The following is a 14,878-nucleotide window of genomic DNA, read 5'->3' as shown; positions in this document are numbered from 1 at the left end:
AATGAACGAACATGCCACAATACGAAGCAGGCACGTTCGATGTCATCGTTATTGGCGCTGGGCATGCTGGAGCAGAAGCTGCGTTGGCATCAGCGCGAATGGGCGCAAAAACGCTCGTTTTGACGATGAATCTGGATATGATCGCATTTATGCCTTGTAATCCGTCAATTGGCGGACCCGCAAAAGGCATTGTAGTACGTGAAATTGACGCGCTTGGCGGAGCCATGGGACGCGTTATCGATAAAACTCACATTCAAATGAGAATGCTGAATACAGCAAAAGGGCCAGCTGTCCGCGCACTTCGTGCACAAGCGGATAAAGTGCTTTATCAGCAAGAAATGAAACGCCTGATGGAAGAACAGCCGAATTTGACGCTTCACCAAGGAATTGCTGAAAAATTGATCGTTGAAGACGGTGTGGTCACTGGATTGATCACGCAAGTTGGCGGCATTTACCGCGCCAAATCCGTAGTCATCACAACTGGTACATTCCTCCGCGGAGAAATTATTATCGGCGATCTTCGCTATTCAAGCGGACCGAACAACCAACAGCCGTCCATCAAGCTGGCTGAAAACCTGGAAGAGCTCGGATTTGAAACAGTCCGCTTTAAAACAGGGACGCCGCCGCGCGTCAACAGCAACTCGATCGACTACAGCAAAACGGAAATTCAGCCTGGCGACGACGAGCCTCGTGCGTTCAGTTACGAAACAACTGAATTCATCATGGATCAGCTGCCTTGCTGGTTGACTTATACGAACGAAAAAACGCATCAAATCATTGATGACAATCTGCATTTGTCGCCAATGTATTCAGGCATGATAAAAGGAACAGGCCCACGTTACTGTCCGTCGATTGAAGATAAAGTGGTGCGTTTTAACGATAAGCCGCGCCATCAGATCTTCCTGGAGCCGGAAGGACGCAATACGCGTGAGGTTTACGTACAAGGCCTTTCAACGAGCCTGCCTGAACATGTCCAGCGCCAGTTGCTAGAATCGATTCCTGGACTTGAAAAAGCGGAAATGATGCGTGCTGGCTATGCCATCGAGTATGATTCCATCGTACCGACGCAATTATGGCCGACTCTTGAATCCAAACAAGTTGAAAATCTTTATACTGCCGGCCAAATCAATGGAACTTCCGGTTATGAAGAAGCAGCAGGACAAGGTTTGATGGCTGGAATCAACGCCGCAGCGAAAGTGTTAGGCAAAGAGGAAGTCATTCTGAGCCGTTCGGATGCCTACATTGGTGTGTTAATCGATGATTTGGTAACGAAAGGGACAAACGAACCTTACCGCTTGTTAACGTCACGAGCCGAATACCGTTTATTGCTGCGCCACGACAATGCCGATATGCGCTTAACAGAACTGGGCCATAAAATTGGCATGGTTACTGATGAGCGTTATGCGAAATACTTGGCGAAAAAAGAGCGGATTGAAGAAGAAATCAAACGCTTAAGAGGCATCATGATCAAGCCAAATGAAGTTACCCAGCAATTGATCCGGGATGCAGGCGGCAGCGAACTGAAAGACGGCATTCGCGGAGCGGATTTGTTAAAACGCCCAGAAATGGATTATGACATGATTGCTCAATTGACTGCTTCAGACGTAGAGCTTGAAGCGGAAGTAAAAGAGCAAGTGGAAATTCAGATCAAGTACGAAGGATATATCGAAAAATCGCTTCAACAAGTGGATAAGCTAAAGAAAATGGAAAACAAAAAGATTCCGGAAAACATCGATTACCATGCGATTTCCGGTTTAGCGACAGAAGCGAGAGTCAAGCTGACAGAAGTAAGACCACTTTCTATCGCACAGGCTTCCCGGATCTCTGGCGTAAATCCTGCTGACATTTCCATCTTGTTGGTGTATATTGAACAAGGAAGAATCGCTAAAGTTATTTAAATAATTTTACGGAACTTAATAAATGGGCTGGCATATACCAGCCCATTTTTACATAGAATTATAATTTAAAAAGAAGAGGGAGGAAGAAGCGGTTGAACGAACAACAATTCAAAGATGCCCTCAGTGAAAAAGGAATCCAGTTGACGGAAACACAACTTGCTCAGTTTCGTACGTACTATGTAGAGTTGGTCGAGTGGAACGAGAAGATGAACCTTACTGCCATAACAGACCAGCCATCTGTTTATTTGAAGCATTTTTTTGATTCAATTACGGCTGCATTTTATATAGACTTCACCAAACCGTTAAAAGTATGTGATGTGGGGGCAGGAGCAGGGTTTCCAAGCATTCCGCTAAAAATTTGTTTTCCGGAAATTAAAGTAACAATTGTAGATTCTTTAAACAAACGCATCCAATTTTTAACGCATTTAAGCGAAAAGTTGGCATTATCCGGTGTGCAATTTGTTCATGCAAGAGCAGAAGATTTTGGCCAGTCTGAACATCGGGAAAGTTACGATCTGGTTACTGCCCGTGCTGTAGCCCGGCTTTCTGTTCTTGCGGAACTTTGCGTGCCATTGGTTAAAAACGGAGGATTGTTTGCGGCTATGAAGGCAGCATCAGCTCCGGATGAACTTCAAGACGCAGAAAAAGCTCTTCAAAAACTTGGCGTAAAAACAGAAAGCATTCATTCATTTACTTTGCCAGTTGAAGAGAGTGAGCGTTACATCCAAATTTTCAAAAAATATAAGGAAACGCCGAAAAAATATCCGCGGAAACCTGGGGTTCCAAACAAAACGCCAATAATTTGATGTTTTGATAAAATTTAATCATCTGTATTTCAAGTTAATGTTCCACGTGAAACATTAACTTGAAGAAAAGATGCAAATAAAATGTAATGAATAGTTGTAAGCTTTTAAAAGGGTGGTGCTTGAGTTGAAGAGTCCTTTTTCCCGTTTCTTTGGGGGCAGCGATAAAGAAGATGAAACAGAAAGTACAGCAGAAATTGTAAGAGAGCATTCGGAAGAAGTCGTCAAACTGCCAATAGAAAAAATAAGTGCAAACCAATTTCAACCGAGAACTGTATTTGATGAAGAGAAAATAGAAGAGTTGGCTCGGACAATCCATATGCATGGGGTTATTCAACCAATCGTTGTACGGTCATCAAATGAAGAAGGCTCCTATGAAATTATTGCAGGGGAACGGCGGTTTCGTGCGATGCGTTCGCTTGGCTGGGAGGAAGTTCCTGCTATCGTCCGTGAACTGAGCGATAGGGAAACGGCTTCTATTGCCTTGATCGAAAATCTGCAGCGCGAAGAACTGACGGCGATTGAAGAAGCAACGGCTTATCAAAACTTGCTGGAAATCCATGAAATTACGCAAGAAGCGCTAGCACAACGGCTCGGAAAAGGGCAATCGACTGTGGCCAATAAATTGCGGCTGCTTAAATTGCCGGAAGAAATACAAAATGCCTTATTGAGCCGGACAATTACTGAACGCCACGCACGGGCACTGCTGCAACTAAAAGACAGTGAATTACAACAGAAAATATTTACTGAAACGGTTGAGCAAAACTTAAATGTCAAGCAGCTTGAAGAAAAAGTGGAAAAAGCACTTGCGACTGAAGAACCAAAAAAAGCAAAACCAAAACGCAAAGCAGTAAGCCGTGATTTAAGAATAGCAATGAATACAATCAAAGAATCGCTCCATATGGTCGCTAAAAGCGGGATCGATGTAACGACCGAGGAAGAAGAACACGATGATTATTACCAAATCACAGTGAAAATACCGAAGAAAAAGTAATAAAAAGCTCTTTCCTGTGACGGAAAGAGCTTTTTTAATAGGAATGTAACTATAATAGAAGAAAAATTTTGATACAATAGAAAATGGACACCATTAGAAATAGCAAAAATCCTGCTTCCGCAGTAGAATAATAGAAGTAAAAAAGAAAGTTGGTGCAAGTGTGGGTAGAACAATTGCGATCGCCAATCAAAAAGGCGGCGTAGGAAAAACAACATCTTCAGTGAACTTGAGTGCCTGCCTTGCTTATCTAGGCCAGAAAGTTCTCTTAATAGATATAGACCCCCAAGGAAATGCAACGAGTGGGGTAGGGGTGAACAAAGGCGATGTAAATCAATGCATTTACGAAGTTTTAATTGATGATGTCGACATAAAAGATACCATCATGGAAACAAAAGTAGAGAATTTGCATGTCGTGCCCGCTACGATTTCCTTAGCAGGAGCAGAAATTGAACTGGTTTCCACCATTTCCCGGGAAGTTCGCCTGAAAAACGCATTATCAGAAGTAAAAGGCCTGTATGATTATGTTATCATCGATTGTCCGCCATCATTGGGGTTATTAACCATTAACTCACTGACGGCAGCAGACGCCATCATCATTCCGGTTCAATGCGAGTACTACGCATTGGAAGGGTTGAGTCAATTGTTGAGCACGGTTCGCTTGGTACAAAAACACTTGAATCACGACTTAATGATAGACGGTGTGTTATTGACAATGCTGGATGCACGTACAAATCTGGGTCTACAAGTAATCGAAGAAGTAAAGAAATACTTCCAAGATAAAGTGTACCGGACAGTTATTCCACGGAATGTGCGGTTAAGCGAAGCCCCAAGCCACGGGGAACCAATTATCATCTATGATCCAAAATCCAGAGGCGCAGAAGTCTACTTAGATTTGGCAAGGGAAGTGATTCGGAATGGCTAAAGGATTAGGAAAAGGCATCAACGCATTGTTCCCTGGTGAATCATTGACGCAGACAGAAGCAGAAGCCGTTACAAAAATCAGCATTGGGCAATTACGCGTAAACCCTTTCCAGCCTCGAAAAATATTTGATAACGCGGCACTGCAAGAATTGTCAGACTCAATTAAAGAGCATGGAATCTTGCAGCCGGTAGTAGTTCGCAAAAAAGGAAAACATTTTGAATTGGTAGTAGGAGAAAGGCGCTTCCGCGCAGCTAAGCTAGCGAAATTGAAAGAAGTTCCTGCCATCATAAAAGATTTGAATGACCAGCAAATGATGGAACTTGCCATATTGGAAAATCTTCAACGAGAAGATTTGACTCCGATTGAAGAAGCTGAAGCGTATCAAAAATTAATGGAAGCTTTAAATCTGACTCAAGAACAATTGGCGTTCCGGTTAGGAAAAAGCCGGCCGCATATAGCCAACCATGTTCGATTGCTGGCTTTGCCTAAAAATGTGCGCCAACTGATTTCTGATAAGAAGTTATCAATGGGGCATGGACGAACTTTACTTGGCTTACGCCATAAAAAACTGATTGCTGAGACGGCCGAAAAAGTCGTTAAAGAAAACTTGAATGTTCGTCAATTGGAAAATCTGGTTCAACGATTAAATGAAGATGTTCCACGTGAAACAATTGAAAAGAAAAAAGACTTGTTTATAGAGGAAAAACAATCCGAATTAAGAGACCGTTTTGGAACAAATGTCCAAATTAAAAAGTCTAAAAACAAAGGGAAAATCGAAATTGAGTTTTTCTCGGAAGAAGACTTGGAACGGATTTTAGAATTGCTGAATTGACAAGTGCCTATTTTCCGCACTCCGGAAAATAGGCTCTGTTTTTGAAAGGAAAACGAAGGCGATTGATCAATAAAGAGAAAAGCAGAAGTGTCTGAGAAAGGGGATAAGTAATGATTCTCTTGGGGACTTTGATCAATGCCATACTTATTGTGGCAGGGACGTTAATTGGAAGAGCCTTGCGCAATATCCCAGAGAAGATAAGGGAAACGGTCATGTATGCTATCGGTTTGGCTGTAACAGTTCTTGGATTGCAAATGGGATTTGAAAGCGGGAATTTTGTCGTTGTCATAATCAGTTTGGTTATAGGGGCAGTTCTTGGCGAATGGGCAGACTTGGATCAGAAGCTAAATGACTTTGGCCATTGGATTGAACGGAAACTCGCGGTTAAAGAAAGCAAAGGAAGCATTGCTCAAGGATTCATCACGGCTACACTTATGTATGTCATGGGAGCAATGGGAATTATTGGAGCACTGGAAAGCGGCTTGAGCAATGAACACGGTGTTTTAATTTCAAAAGGAATAATTGACGGGTTCATCTCCATCATTTTAGCGTCAACGTTAGGCATAGGTGTCTTATTATCTGCAGTTCCCGTTTTTGTTTACGAAGGACTCATTGCATTATTTGCAACCCAGATCAGTTTGATTATTCCAGATGCAGCATTGGATTTGTTTATAAAAGAAATGACAGCTACAGGCGGTGTTATGATTGTGGCCATCGGTTTGAATATGATGGGCATTACAAAAATACGAGTAGCGAATTTATTGCCCGGCGTATTAGTGGTAGGTTGTGTTGTCACGGTGATGTATCAGTTCAACATAATGTAAGGTAAGTTTGGGAAGGTGAAAAAATGAGTACAAATCAAACAAATTTAGGTACGGTTACAGAAGATTTAGAAAAGGCAACAGAGCAAACAAAAGAGGTAATATTCAATCAAGAATTGTGGTTTGATGTTGGTACAGTGGCGCTAAAAGTAGTGGTCATTATGATAGCGGCAGGCATCATTGTCAGATTACTGAAAATGATAGTGCGAAAAAGCTTTGCAGTCCGCATCAAAGGACCGCTTAAATATAATGAGCGCCGCCAGCAGACATTATCAAAACTACTGGAAAATGTAACAGCATATGTAATTTATTTTATGGCCATCATTGCAGTTCTTTCGTCATTTAATATTGATGTTAGGGGATTGATTGCAGGGGCCGGGGTACTTGGTTTGGCGGTCGGTTTTGGTGCGCAAAACTTGGTACGTGATGTCATTACCGGATTCTTCATCATTTTTGAAGATCAGTTCTCAGTAGGGGATTTTGTGCGGATTGGTGCAGCAGAAGGAACGGTCGAAGAGATTGGTTTGCGTACAACAAAAGTCAAAGGCTATACGGGCGAATTGTTTATCTTTCCAAATGGCAATATAACCGATGTGGTCAACTTCTCGATCAATAACTCCATTGCTGTTGTTGATGTCAATGTTGCGTATAACGCAGACATCAACAAAGTAGAGGCACTCATACAGGAATTTTTGGGAACGCTGCAAGATAAGTACGAACAAATCATCAAACCACCGGAATTTTTAGGTGTCCAAAGTTTGACGCCAACTGAGATGGTGGTCCGTGTGGTAGCGGAAACTTTGCCAATGCAGCATTTTGCAGTGTCACGCGGAATCAGGCGCGACCTAAAAGAATTTTTAGACGCAAATAACGTAGAGGTTCCGCTTCCGCATATGGTCATGATGCAGCGCCAGCCAGTGGATCTTAAAAAATAAAACCTTCTGTTCAGTACTTAAAAACAAAGGAGGCGGGCATATGGAAATGAAAGAGTTTGGCTTGAACGATATTGTAGAAATGAAAAAAGGTCATCCGTGCGGCGCCAATGCCTGGAAAATCATCCGCATGGGGGCGGATATCCGGATCAAATGCGAAGGTTGCCAGCATAGTGTGATGATTCCGCGCATTGATTTCAACAAGAAGATGAAAAAAGTATTGGTAAAAGCCGAAACGGAATGAACAATGGACAAGTCGCCATTCTCTTCCTATAATAGAGTGGTTGCGAAAAAAATCGTGTGATCGAGAAGAGAGGTCGTGAATCCTATGGCATTAACTGCAGGGATTGTAGGGTTACCAAACGTGGGGAAGTCCACATTATTTAATGCTATTACAAAAGCGGGGGCTGAAGCAGCAAACTACCCGTTCTGTACTATAGATCCGAACGTCGGAATTGTTGAAGTTCCGGATGAGCGGTTAGACAAATTGACGGAATTGGTCGTTCCAAAAAAGACGATTCCAACAGCTTTTGAATTTACGGATATTGCAGGCATCGTAGAAGGCGCCAGTAAAGGCGAAGGGTTGGGCAACAAGTTCTTGTCCCATATTCGCGAAGTGGACGCTATCTGCCAAGTGGTCCGTTGTTTTGCAGATGAGAACGTTACCCACGTTTCCGGTAAAGTAGATCCGATTTCTGATATCGAAGTCATCAATCTCGAATTGATCTTGGCTGATATGGAAAGCATCGAAAAGCGGATTGCGCGCGCTGCGAAATTGGTGAAGCAAAAAGACAAAGACGCGGTAGCTGAAGAACCGGTCTTGATGAAATTGCGTGAAGCATTCGAGAACGGGCAGCTGGCGCGTTCAATCGATTTTACAGAAGATGAGTTGCGTATCGCGAAAAACTTGAATTTGCTGACATTGAAACCAATGTTGTATGTTGCAAACGTCTCAGAGGACGAAATTGCTGAAGCGGATAATAACGAATATGTTCAAACAGTTCGGGATTTTGCCGCCAAAGAGAACGCAGATGTAATCGTCGTTTGTGCGAAAATCGAAGAAGAAATGGCTGATTTGGAAGACGAGGAAAAAGAAATGTTCCTTGAAGAATTGGGCATTAAAGAATCCGGTTTGGACCAATTGATCAAAGCTTCTTACAGCTTGCTTGGCCTGGCTACTTACTTTACAGCAGGCGTACAGGAAGTACGGGCTTGGACATTTAAAAAAGGCATGAAAGCTCCACAGTGCGCCGGCATTATTCACTCAGATTTCGAACGCGGTTTTATTCGCGCTGAAACTGTAGCCTATGAAGATCTTGTGGAAGCAGGATCGATGGCGGCTGCAAAAGAAGCTGGGAAAGTCCGCCAAGAAGGTAAAGAATATATCGTCAAAGACGGCGACGTAATGCTATTCAGATTTAACGTCTAAAGGCAAAAAATCTTGTATAGGTGTGCTAACATAAGGCGGAATGGTGAACAAGGAGTCTTTAATGCCTAAATAAGGTTTTCTTATAAACCGTGAAAAAAGGCGCTAAAGCTAGATATAACTAGCTTTAGCGCCTTTTTCATCTCGGCAGTTAACAAACAAAAAAGCTTTGAAATCAAAGCAAAATGATTTTATTAATGATAAAAATCAAGTAAAATAGTAAGAAAATATACCGGATGTATAAGTAGCATTCCGGTTTTTTTATAGGAGGATGGAACATGAAGTTGTTTGTGTATGGCTCGTTGAAAAGAGGCGGGAAGTACCATAGTTACTTAGGAGAAGCTACGCTAGTTGCAGAACATGCAATGGCGGATGGAGTTATATATGATTCTGGACTTGGTTATCCGGCTGCGGTCTTGTCAGAGCCTGGAAAGATAACAGGAGAAATTTATGAGATCCCGGATGAATTATGGCCAGCTCTTGATGATCTGGAAGGATATACAGGAGGATCGGCAACGGATTTATTTAATAAATTGACCATTACAGTAGAATCCAACGGAGAACAGATTGATGCTATTGCTTATGTGGCCAAAGACCAAAAGTTGCTAAAAACAAAAGTGATGGGCGGCGTTTGGGACGTATCGCAATCGTTAATGATGAAATGAAAAAGCGCTGACTACAGATCAGCGCTTTTTTCTATTGGGTATTTTTCATAAACATTCAATCTCGGCAAAGCGGGGTCGTCGAGTATCCAAGCATCCTTGGGCTCTTTTAACAGTTCGCGGTACATCCAAAAGTCCCCTAGAGCGCCAGCGGCAAGCATGGCGCCGAGAAGGACCATGATTTGATTTTCCACCCAGAATCCCGCAACTGTCGGCAAAACGGCGGTGGTCCAGAAAGGAAGCAGCAGCACTTTGCGCATGGCTTTGTTTTGGACAGGCATACTGGACGTAGCATAAGCGATGCCAAGTTTCAGGTCGACTCCGTAATTTAAAGAAGATATGGCCACTTTTCCGAACAGGACAAAACCGATCAAATGGAACAATTCATGAAGGACGATCAATACCAAATAGCCAATGATAAAAAAAGCGATGCCCAAAAAGGAGAAGCGAAAAGTTAACGGTTCGGTGAAAAAATGATAAGCAGCCGCAAATAAAACCAATAGCAGCCCATTTATCCATAGAACCTTTGGCACTACTTCTTCCATTTTTAATTCGATGATGCGATCCGGTTTCATAGGCTCACTTCTTTCCTTATTTATAAAAAGTATAACGGAATTGGTTGCGCAAATGATAGTTGCGGAGGTTCAGACTTTATGCTACAATACATTGATGTGAGTAATAATATGAATTGCTTGCTCCTTGCCCACTGGAAACAGTAGGGCCCAAGTCCATGAGGAGGTGACAACACGATGAGAGAGTATGAATTAATGTACGTAATTCAGCCTGCAATTGAAGAGGAAGCGAAAAAAGCTCTAGTTGAGCGTTTTAACGATATCCTAACTTCTAACGGTGCTGAAATCATCGAGTCGAAAGAGTGGGGTAAACGTCGTTTAGCTTATGAAATCAACGATTTACGTGAAGGTTTCTACCAAATCGTAAAAGTTAACGCTGGTTCTGAAGCTATCAACGAATACACACGTCTTGCGAATATTAACGAAGACATTATTCGTCATATCGCTGTACGCAAAGACGCGTAAGCATATGGACCTGATTATAATTTTGACTTAAAAGGGGGTTGAATTCTGATGATTAACCGAGTTGTTTTAGTCGGAAGACTGACAAAAGATCCTGATCTTCGTTACACTCCAAGCGGAGCGGCGGTTGCCCGTTTTACACTAGCTGTAAACCGTACATTCTCCAACGCGCAAGGTGAAAAAGAAACGGATTTCATCAATTGTACCGTTTGGCGCAAACAAGCTGAAAACACAGCAAACTTCTTGAAAAAAGGAAGCTTAGCTGGCGTAGAAGGCCGCATTCAAACTGGAAGCTACGAGGGACAAGACGGAAAACGTGTTTACACGACTGAAGTAGTGGCAGATAGCGTTCAATTTCTTGAACCAAAAAGCTCTGGTGCTGGTGCAGATCGTTCGCAGGGACAACCGTCCTATCAACAGAACCAATCGCCAAGCCCAAGTCAGCAAAACTATACGCGTGTAGATGAAGACCCGTTCTCAAGCGGCAGCGGCCCGATCGAAGTATCGGATGACGACTTGCCGTTCTAAAACAGGCTAAACCTAACGCTTACAACCCATTCTACTATAAAGGAGGTAATTCGATATGGCACCACGTCGCGGAGGAAAGAAACGTAAAAAGGTTTGTTATTTCACTTCTAACAACATCACATACATCGACTACAAAGACACTGACTTGTTGAAGAAATTCATTTCTGAACGAGGAAAAATCTTGCCACGTCGTGTTACAGGCACTAGCGCTAAATGGCAACGCAAGTTGACAATCGCTATCAAACGCGCTCGTATCATGGCACTTCTACCGTTTGTTGCGGAAGAAAGATAATTAAGAAAAGCGGAAGCACCTGTTTAGCGCCGACAAGCGCTGGAGGGCTTGAAAGTAATGGCGTTCTTTGCCATTATCGGCAAGTCAGACCGCGACTCGAGGGGCTAGGTGCTGAAGTCTAGACAAAGAAATAAGAAGTCTATAAATTTTTATAAACTTAGTAACTTATACTTTGTTGTATTTTAGAGAAGGCCGGGAAACCGGTCTTCTTTTTTATTCGCATTTTTACAAAGGGAAAGGCAGGCAGGCGCCGTCGGCTTTTTTGTTCACGCTCCTTAATCATGTTACAATTGGAAGGATGAAATAAACCCGAAAGAAGGGGAAAAACAGCCGAATGCAAAATCAACAAACAAGACAACTTACGAATGGTGCGATGATGGCGGCCATGTTTGCCGTACTCCTTGCCGTTTCAGTATACGTGCCTCTTTTGAATGTTATCACTACCTTATTCTTGGGCTTGCCGATAGCATGGTACAGCGCAAAATATCCATGGAAACCCAGCTTGCTTTTGGCATTCGTCAGCCTGGCCTTATCGTTTATCGTTGGCGGCCTTCTGTCCCTGCCACTGGCGCTGGTGTACGTGCCGCTCGGGCTTTCTATCGGGCTTTGCATCTATTATGGAAAAAGCAAGCTATTCATGTTCTTGTGTACAGGCATTGTCCTGCTCATTTCTACAGTGCTCCAGTATGTAGGATCAATCGTCCTGTTGGGCATTAACGTGCTGGAAGAATCCATTGCCATGATGCAAGAGTCGTATGCGCATGCTGGAGATTTGCTGGAGCGTTTTGGCGCTACCGCAGACCAGATGGAACAGTATAACGAATCGGTCGACCAAATGGCATTTCTAGTGGAAACGCTGTTGCCGACTTTGCTTGTCGCTTCCGTCTTCCTTCTGGTTTGGCTGATGTTATTGTTTTATTTGCCGGTATTGAAACGGCTTGGAACAGCGGTGCCGAAATTTCCGCCTTTTCGGGATATGAAACTGCCGAAAAGTGTATTATGGTATTATTTAATCGTATTGCTGGCTTCCATGCTGTCTGATTTGCAGCCGGGAACAATGGCTTATATGATTTTTATCAATGCGTCCGTCCTGCTTCAAATGCTGTTGTTCCTGCAAGGGGTATCGTTTTACCATTTTTACATTAAGCAGGAAGGATGGCCGAAGTGGGTGGCCGTTATTGTCACCTTCCTGGCTTTGCCGCTGCAATCATTTACGAGTATCGTCGGAATCGTGGACCTTGGATTTGATATCCGGGGGTGGGTTAAGCGGGCACACGAGTTTAAAGGAAAATGAGGAGCTGAAGAATAATGTCGGCTTTTTTTAGAAAGAGGAAACTTCGATATCCGCTTATTGCGCTATTGCTGCTAGGCTTAGCCGCGGCGATTCTGATTTCAACTTGGTCGGGATGGATAGCGGGAGTTTTTGTCCTGCTGTTTGGCATTGCCTTTGCCACTGCATGGGCGATGGAGAAGAAAACTTATGAAGCGACTGAACAACATATTGAAACGCTGTCTTACCGCATGAAAAAAGTCGGGGAAGAAGCGCTGCTTGAAATGCCAATTGGGATTTTATTGGTAAATGAAGATTTCGATATAGAATGGGCCAACCCGTATATGACTTCTACATTGGAGTATGACACATTAATCGGCGAGTCTTTATACTCTTTATCGGAAGATTTTCAGCCTTTGACAACATCCAATGAAGCAACAGAGATGACCATCACGCTTGGAGACCGCAAATATCGGGTCTATTACCGAGTGAACGACCGCCTGTTTTATTTGTTCGATATTACGGAACAAGTGGAAATTGAAACTTTGTATTACGCAGACCGGACAGTGATCGGAATTTTGTTTATCGACAACTACGACGAACTGTCGCAAGGAATGGATGACCAAACCCGAAGCAATTTGAATAGCCTGGTGACGTCATTGATCAATGATTGGGGAGCAAAACACGGGATTTTCGTCAAGCGCGTGCAATCGGACCGCTTTATGGCGATTTTCAATGAATCCATCTTGCAAGAGTTGGAAAAATCGAAGTTCGCCATCTTGGATGATATCCGTGAAGTGACGTCAAAAGACAACTTGGCATTGACGTTGAGCATTGGCGTAGGAGCAGGATCTGCTTCGCTTGTCGAACTTGGCAGTATGGCGCAGTCTGGCTTGGATCTAGTTCTTGGCCGGGGCGGTGACCAAGTGGCGATTAAAAATCCAAGCGGCAAAGTGAAATTTTACGGCGGCAAGACCAATCCGGTTGAAAAACGGACACGGGTGCGGGCGCGCGTTATCTCGCATGCATTGAGAGATTTGATCCAGGAAAGCGACCAAGTGTTCATCATGGGCCATAAAATGCCTGACATGGATGCGATCGGAGCTGCGGTCGGTGTAGCGAAAATGGCCGCAATGAATAAAGTAAAAGGCAGCATCGTCCTGGATTTCGATGAATACGACCGCAGCGTCATGCGGTTGATGAATGAAATCGAAGAAGACGCGGACTTGTTCAACCAATTCATCACACCGGAAGAAGCGATTGCCGCGATGACCGACAACTCGCTGCTGGTCATTGTGGATACCCATAAGCCTTCCATGGTCATTGACGAACGGCTGCTTCAGCGGATGGAGCGGGTGGTCATCATCGATCACCACCGGAGAGGCGAGGAATTCATCACCAACACAATGCTGGTTTACATGGAACCTTACGCTTCCTCTACAGCTGAACTAGTGACCGAGCTGATCGAATATCAGCCGAAGCACGAGAAGTTGTCGATGTTGGAAGCCACTGCAATGCTTGCTGGAATCATTGTTGACACAAAAAGCTTTACACTTCGCACCGGTGCTCGTACATTTGAAGCAGCTTCTTATTTACGGGCAAACGGCGCCGATACGGTTCTTGTCCAACGCCTTTTGAAAGAAGATCTCGATACGTATTTAGAACGTGCGAAAATCGTCCAGACGGTTGAATTCGTGGCCGATGGCATTGCAATCGCAAATGGCGAACCTGGAAAAACTTACAGCCCTGTGCTGATTGCACAGACAGCCGATATTTTACTGACAATGAAAGACGTCAATGCCTCGTTCGTCATTGCAGAGCGAGGAGAAAGTGGTGTCGGCATCAGCGCCCGTTCACTTGGAGAAGTGAATGTGCAATTAATTATGGAACATCTTGGCGGCGGCGGCCATTTAACAAACGCTGCAACGCAATTACCGGATACAACGGTCGAAGAAGCCGTTGAACTGCTTAAAAATGCGATTGAGGAACATTATGAAGGAGGACAAACTGAATGAAAGTTATATTCTTAAAAGATGTAAAAGGCAGAGGCAAAAAAGGCGAAATCAAAAATGTGGCGGATGGTTATGCACATAATTTCTTGTTAAAGAACAACTACGCCATTGAAGCAAGCCAAGCAGCCATCAGCCAATTGAATGGACAGAAGAAAAAAGAAGAAAAATTATCTGAACAAGAACTTCAGGAAGCCAAAGGGCTGAAAGAGAAGCTCGAGGCTTTAACGGTTGAATTGAAAGCAAAATCAGGCGAGGGCGGCCGGTTATTCGGTTCGATCACGACAAAACAAGTGGCTAGTGAATTGGAGAAAAAGCACGGCATCAAAATCGACAAACGCAAAATGGAGTTGGATGATGCCATCCGCTCACTGGGCTACACAAATATTCCAGTAAAAATCCATCAAGAAGTAACAGCTACGCTCAGAGTCCACGTAACTGAAGAAGCGTAAGGA

At 43.6% G+C, this 14,878-nt stretch carries 17 protein-coding genes; 16 read left to right on the top strand and 1 reads right to left on the bottom strand.

Features of this window, described 5'->3' with window-relative positions:
* Positions 1-11 precede the first annotated feature (11 nt).
* The 10 genes from mnmG (at position 12) to FQV28_RS18075 (ending at position 9,293) form a co-directional block, all read left to right on the top strand.
* Positions 12-1,898, top strand: coding sequence for a tRNA uridine-5-carboxymethylaminomethyl(34) synthesis enzyme MnmG (mnmG, locus tag FQV28_RS18120; RefSeq protein ID WP_146497925.1), 1,887 nt, complete (start codon positions 12-14; stop codon positions 1,896-1,898).
* Positions 1,899-1,990: 92 nt separating this feature from the next.
* Positions 1,991-2,704, top strand: a complete 714-nt coding sequence (rsmG, locus tag FQV28_RS18115; protein ID WP_146497924.1) for a 16S rRNA (guanine(527)-N(7))-methyltransferase RsmG — start codon at positions 1,991-1,993, stop codon at positions 2,702-2,704.
* A gap of 124 nt (positions 2,705-2,828) precedes the next feature.
* A complete protein-coding gene (gene noc / locus FQV28_RS18110) occupies positions 2,829-3,695 on the top strand; it encodes a nucleoid occlusion protein (protein ID WP_146497923.1) in 867 nt (288 codons plus the stop codon).
* Between the two features lie 160 nt (positions 3,696-3,855).
* On the top strand, positions 3,856-4,617 hold the full coding sequence (locus FQV28_RS18105; RefSeq protein WP_146497922.1) for a ParA family protein: 762 nt from the start codon (positions 3,856-3,858) through the stop codon (positions 4,615-4,617).
* A complete protein-coding gene (locus tag FQV28_RS18100; protein ID WP_146497921.1) occupies positions 4,610-5,449 on the top strand; it encodes a ParB/RepB/Spo0J family partition protein in 840 nt (279 codons plus the stop codon). Before FQV28_RS18105 ends, FQV28_RS18100 begins: the two co-directional genes overlap by 8 nt.
* Before the next feature lie 110 nt (positions 5,450-5,559).
* A complete protein-coding gene (locus FQV28_RS18095; protein ID WP_146497920.1) occupies positions 5,560-6,273 on the top strand; it encodes a DUF554 domain-containing protein in 714 nt (237 codons plus the stop codon).
* A 23-nt stretch (positions 6,274-6,296) separates the two neighbouring features.
* Positions 6,297-7,205, top strand: coding sequence for a mechanosensitive ion channel family protein (locus tag FQV28_RS18090; protein WP_146497919.1), 909 nt, complete (start codon positions 6,297-6,299; stop codon positions 7,203-7,205).
* A gap of 40 nt (positions 7,206-7,245) precedes the next feature.
* A complete protein-coding gene (locus tag FQV28_RS18085) occupies positions 7,246-7,446 on the top strand; it encodes a DUF951 domain-containing protein (protein WP_106533335.1) in 201 nt (66 codons plus the stop codon).
* An 84-nt stretch (positions 7,447-7,530) separates the two neighbouring features.
* Complete coding sequence (ychF, locus tag FQV28_RS18080) at positions 7,531-8,631, top strand: redox-regulated ATPase YchF (protein WP_146497918.1); 1,101 nt, start codon at positions 7,531-7,533, stop codon at positions 8,629-8,631.
* A 275-nt stretch (positions 8,632-8,906) separates the two neighbouring features.
* The gene (locus FQV28_RS18075) at positions 8,907-9,293 is read left to right on the top strand and encodes a gamma-glutamylcyclotransferase family protein (protein WP_146497917.1); all 387 of its coding nucleotides are present in this window, start codon (positions 8,907-8,909) and stop codon (positions 9,291-9,293) included.
* 11 nt (positions 9,294-9,304) lie between these two features.
* Here FQV28_RS18075 and FQV28_RS18070 read toward each other — a convergent pair whose 3' ends face one another.
* On the bottom strand, positions 9,305-9,865 hold the full coding sequence (locus FQV28_RS18070) for a DUF3267 domain-containing protein (protein WP_146497916.1): 561 nt from the start codon (positions 9,863-9,865) through the stop codon (positions 9,305-9,307).
* Positions 9,866-10,039: 174 nt separating this feature from the next.
* On the opposite strand from FQV28_RS18070, the gene rpsF reads away from it, so the two are divergent.
* The 6 genes from rpsF (at position 10,040) to rplI (ending at position 14,875) form a co-directional block, all read left to right on the top strand.
* Complete coding sequence (rpsF, locus tag FQV28_RS18065; protein ID WP_146497915.1) at positions 10,040-10,327, top strand: 30S ribosomal protein S6; 288 nt, start codon at positions 10,040-10,042, stop codon at positions 10,325-10,327.
* A gap of 48 nt (positions 10,328-10,375) precedes the next feature.
* The gene (ssb, locus tag FQV28_RS18060) at positions 10,376-10,852 is read left to right on the top strand and encodes a single-stranded DNA-binding protein (protein WP_146497914.1); all 477 of its coding nucleotides are present in this window, start codon (positions 10,376-10,378) and stop codon (positions 10,850-10,852) included.
* A 55-nt stretch (positions 10,853-10,907) separates the two neighbouring features.
* Positions 10,908-11,144, top strand: coding sequence for a 30S ribosomal protein S18 (gene rpsR / locus FQV28_RS18055; protein WP_146497913.1), 237 nt, complete (start codon positions 10,908-10,910; stop codon positions 11,142-11,144).
* A gap of 334 nt (positions 11,145-11,478) precedes the next feature.
* Positions 11,479-12,438, top strand: coding sequence for a YybS family protein (locus tag FQV28_RS18050; RefSeq protein ID WP_146497912.1), 960 nt, complete (start codon positions 11,479-11,481; stop codon positions 12,436-12,438).
* Positions 12,439-12,452: 14 nt separating this feature from the next.
* Entirely contained in the window at positions 12,453-14,429 is a 1,977-nt protein-coding gene (locus FQV28_RS18045) for a DHH family phosphoesterase (RefSeq protein ID WP_146497911.1), read from the top strand.
* A complete protein-coding gene (gene rplI, locus FQV28_RS18040; protein WP_146497910.1) occupies positions 14,426-14,875 on the top strand; it encodes a 50S ribosomal protein L9 in 450 nt (149 codons plus the stop codon). Before FQV28_RS18045 ends, rplI begins: the two co-directional genes overlap by 4 nt.
* Positions 14,876-14,878: the final 3 nt, after the last annotated feature.

Origin of the sequence: Planomicrobium sp. CPCC 101079 (assembly GCF_007859275.1) — a bacterium.
Lineage (GTDB): Bacteria > Bacillota > Bacilli > Bacillales_A > Planococcaceae > Planococcus.
Note: the sequence above shows the minus strand (reverse complement) of the source record. Positions and strands in the feature narration are given on the sequence as shown.

Excerpts from the sequence above, each read along its gene's own strand:
- mnmG (WP_146497925.1), top strand. The coding sequence starts at position 12 with ATGCCACAATACGAAGCAGGCACGTTCGATGTCATCGTTATTGGCGCT.
- FQV28_RS18100 (WP_146497921.1), top strand. The coding sequence starts at position 4,610 with ATGGCTAAAGGATTAGGAAAAGGCATCAACGCATTGTTCCCTGGTGAA.
- FQV28_RS18095 (WP_146497920.1), top strand. The coding sequence starts at position 5,560 with ATGATTCTCTTGGGGACTTTGATCAATGCCATACTTATTGTGGCAGGG.
- FQV28_RS18090 (WP_146497919.1), top strand. The coding sequence starts at position 6,297 with ATGAGTACAAATCAAACAAATTTAGGTACGGTTACAGAAGATTTAGAA.
- FQV28_RS18085 (WP_106533335.1), top strand. The coding sequence starts at position 7,246 with ATGGAAATGAAAGAGTTTGGCTTGAACGATATTGTAGAAATGAAAAAA.
- ychF (WP_146497918.1), top strand. The coding sequence starts at position 7,531 with ATGGCATTAACTGCAGGGATTGTAGGGTTACCAAACGTGGGGAAGTCC.
- FQV28_RS18075 (WP_146497917.1), top strand. The coding sequence starts at position 8,907 with ATGAAGTTGTTTGTGTATGGCTCGTTGAAAAGAGGCGGGAAGTACCAT.
- FQV28_RS18070 (WP_146497916.1), bottom strand. The coding sequence starts at position 9,865 with ATGAAACCGGATCGCATCATCGAATTAAAAATGGAAGAAGTAGTGCCA.
- rpsF (WP_146497915.1), top strand. The coding sequence starts at position 10,040 with ATGAGAGAGTATGAATTAATGTACGTAATTCAGCCTGCAATTGAAGAG.
- ssb (WP_146497914.1), top strand. The coding sequence starts at position 10,376 with ATGATTAACCGAGTTGTTTTAGTCGGAAGACTGACAAAAGATCCTGAT.
- rpsR (WP_146497913.1), top strand. The coding sequence starts at position 10,908 with ATGGCACCACGTCGCGGAGGAAAGAAACGTAAAAAGGTTTGTTATTTC.
- FQV28_RS18050 (WP_146497912.1), top strand. The coding sequence starts at position 11,479 with ATGCAAAATCAACAAACAAGACAACTTACGAATGGTGCGATGATGGCG.
- FQV28_RS18045 (WP_146497911.1), top strand. The coding sequence starts at position 12,453 with ATGTCGGCTTTTTTTAGAAAGAGGAAACTTCGATATCCGCTTATTGCG.
- rplI (WP_146497910.1), top strand. The coding sequence starts at position 14,426 with ATGAAAGTTATATTCTTAAAAGATGTAAAAGGCAGAGGCAAAAAAGGC.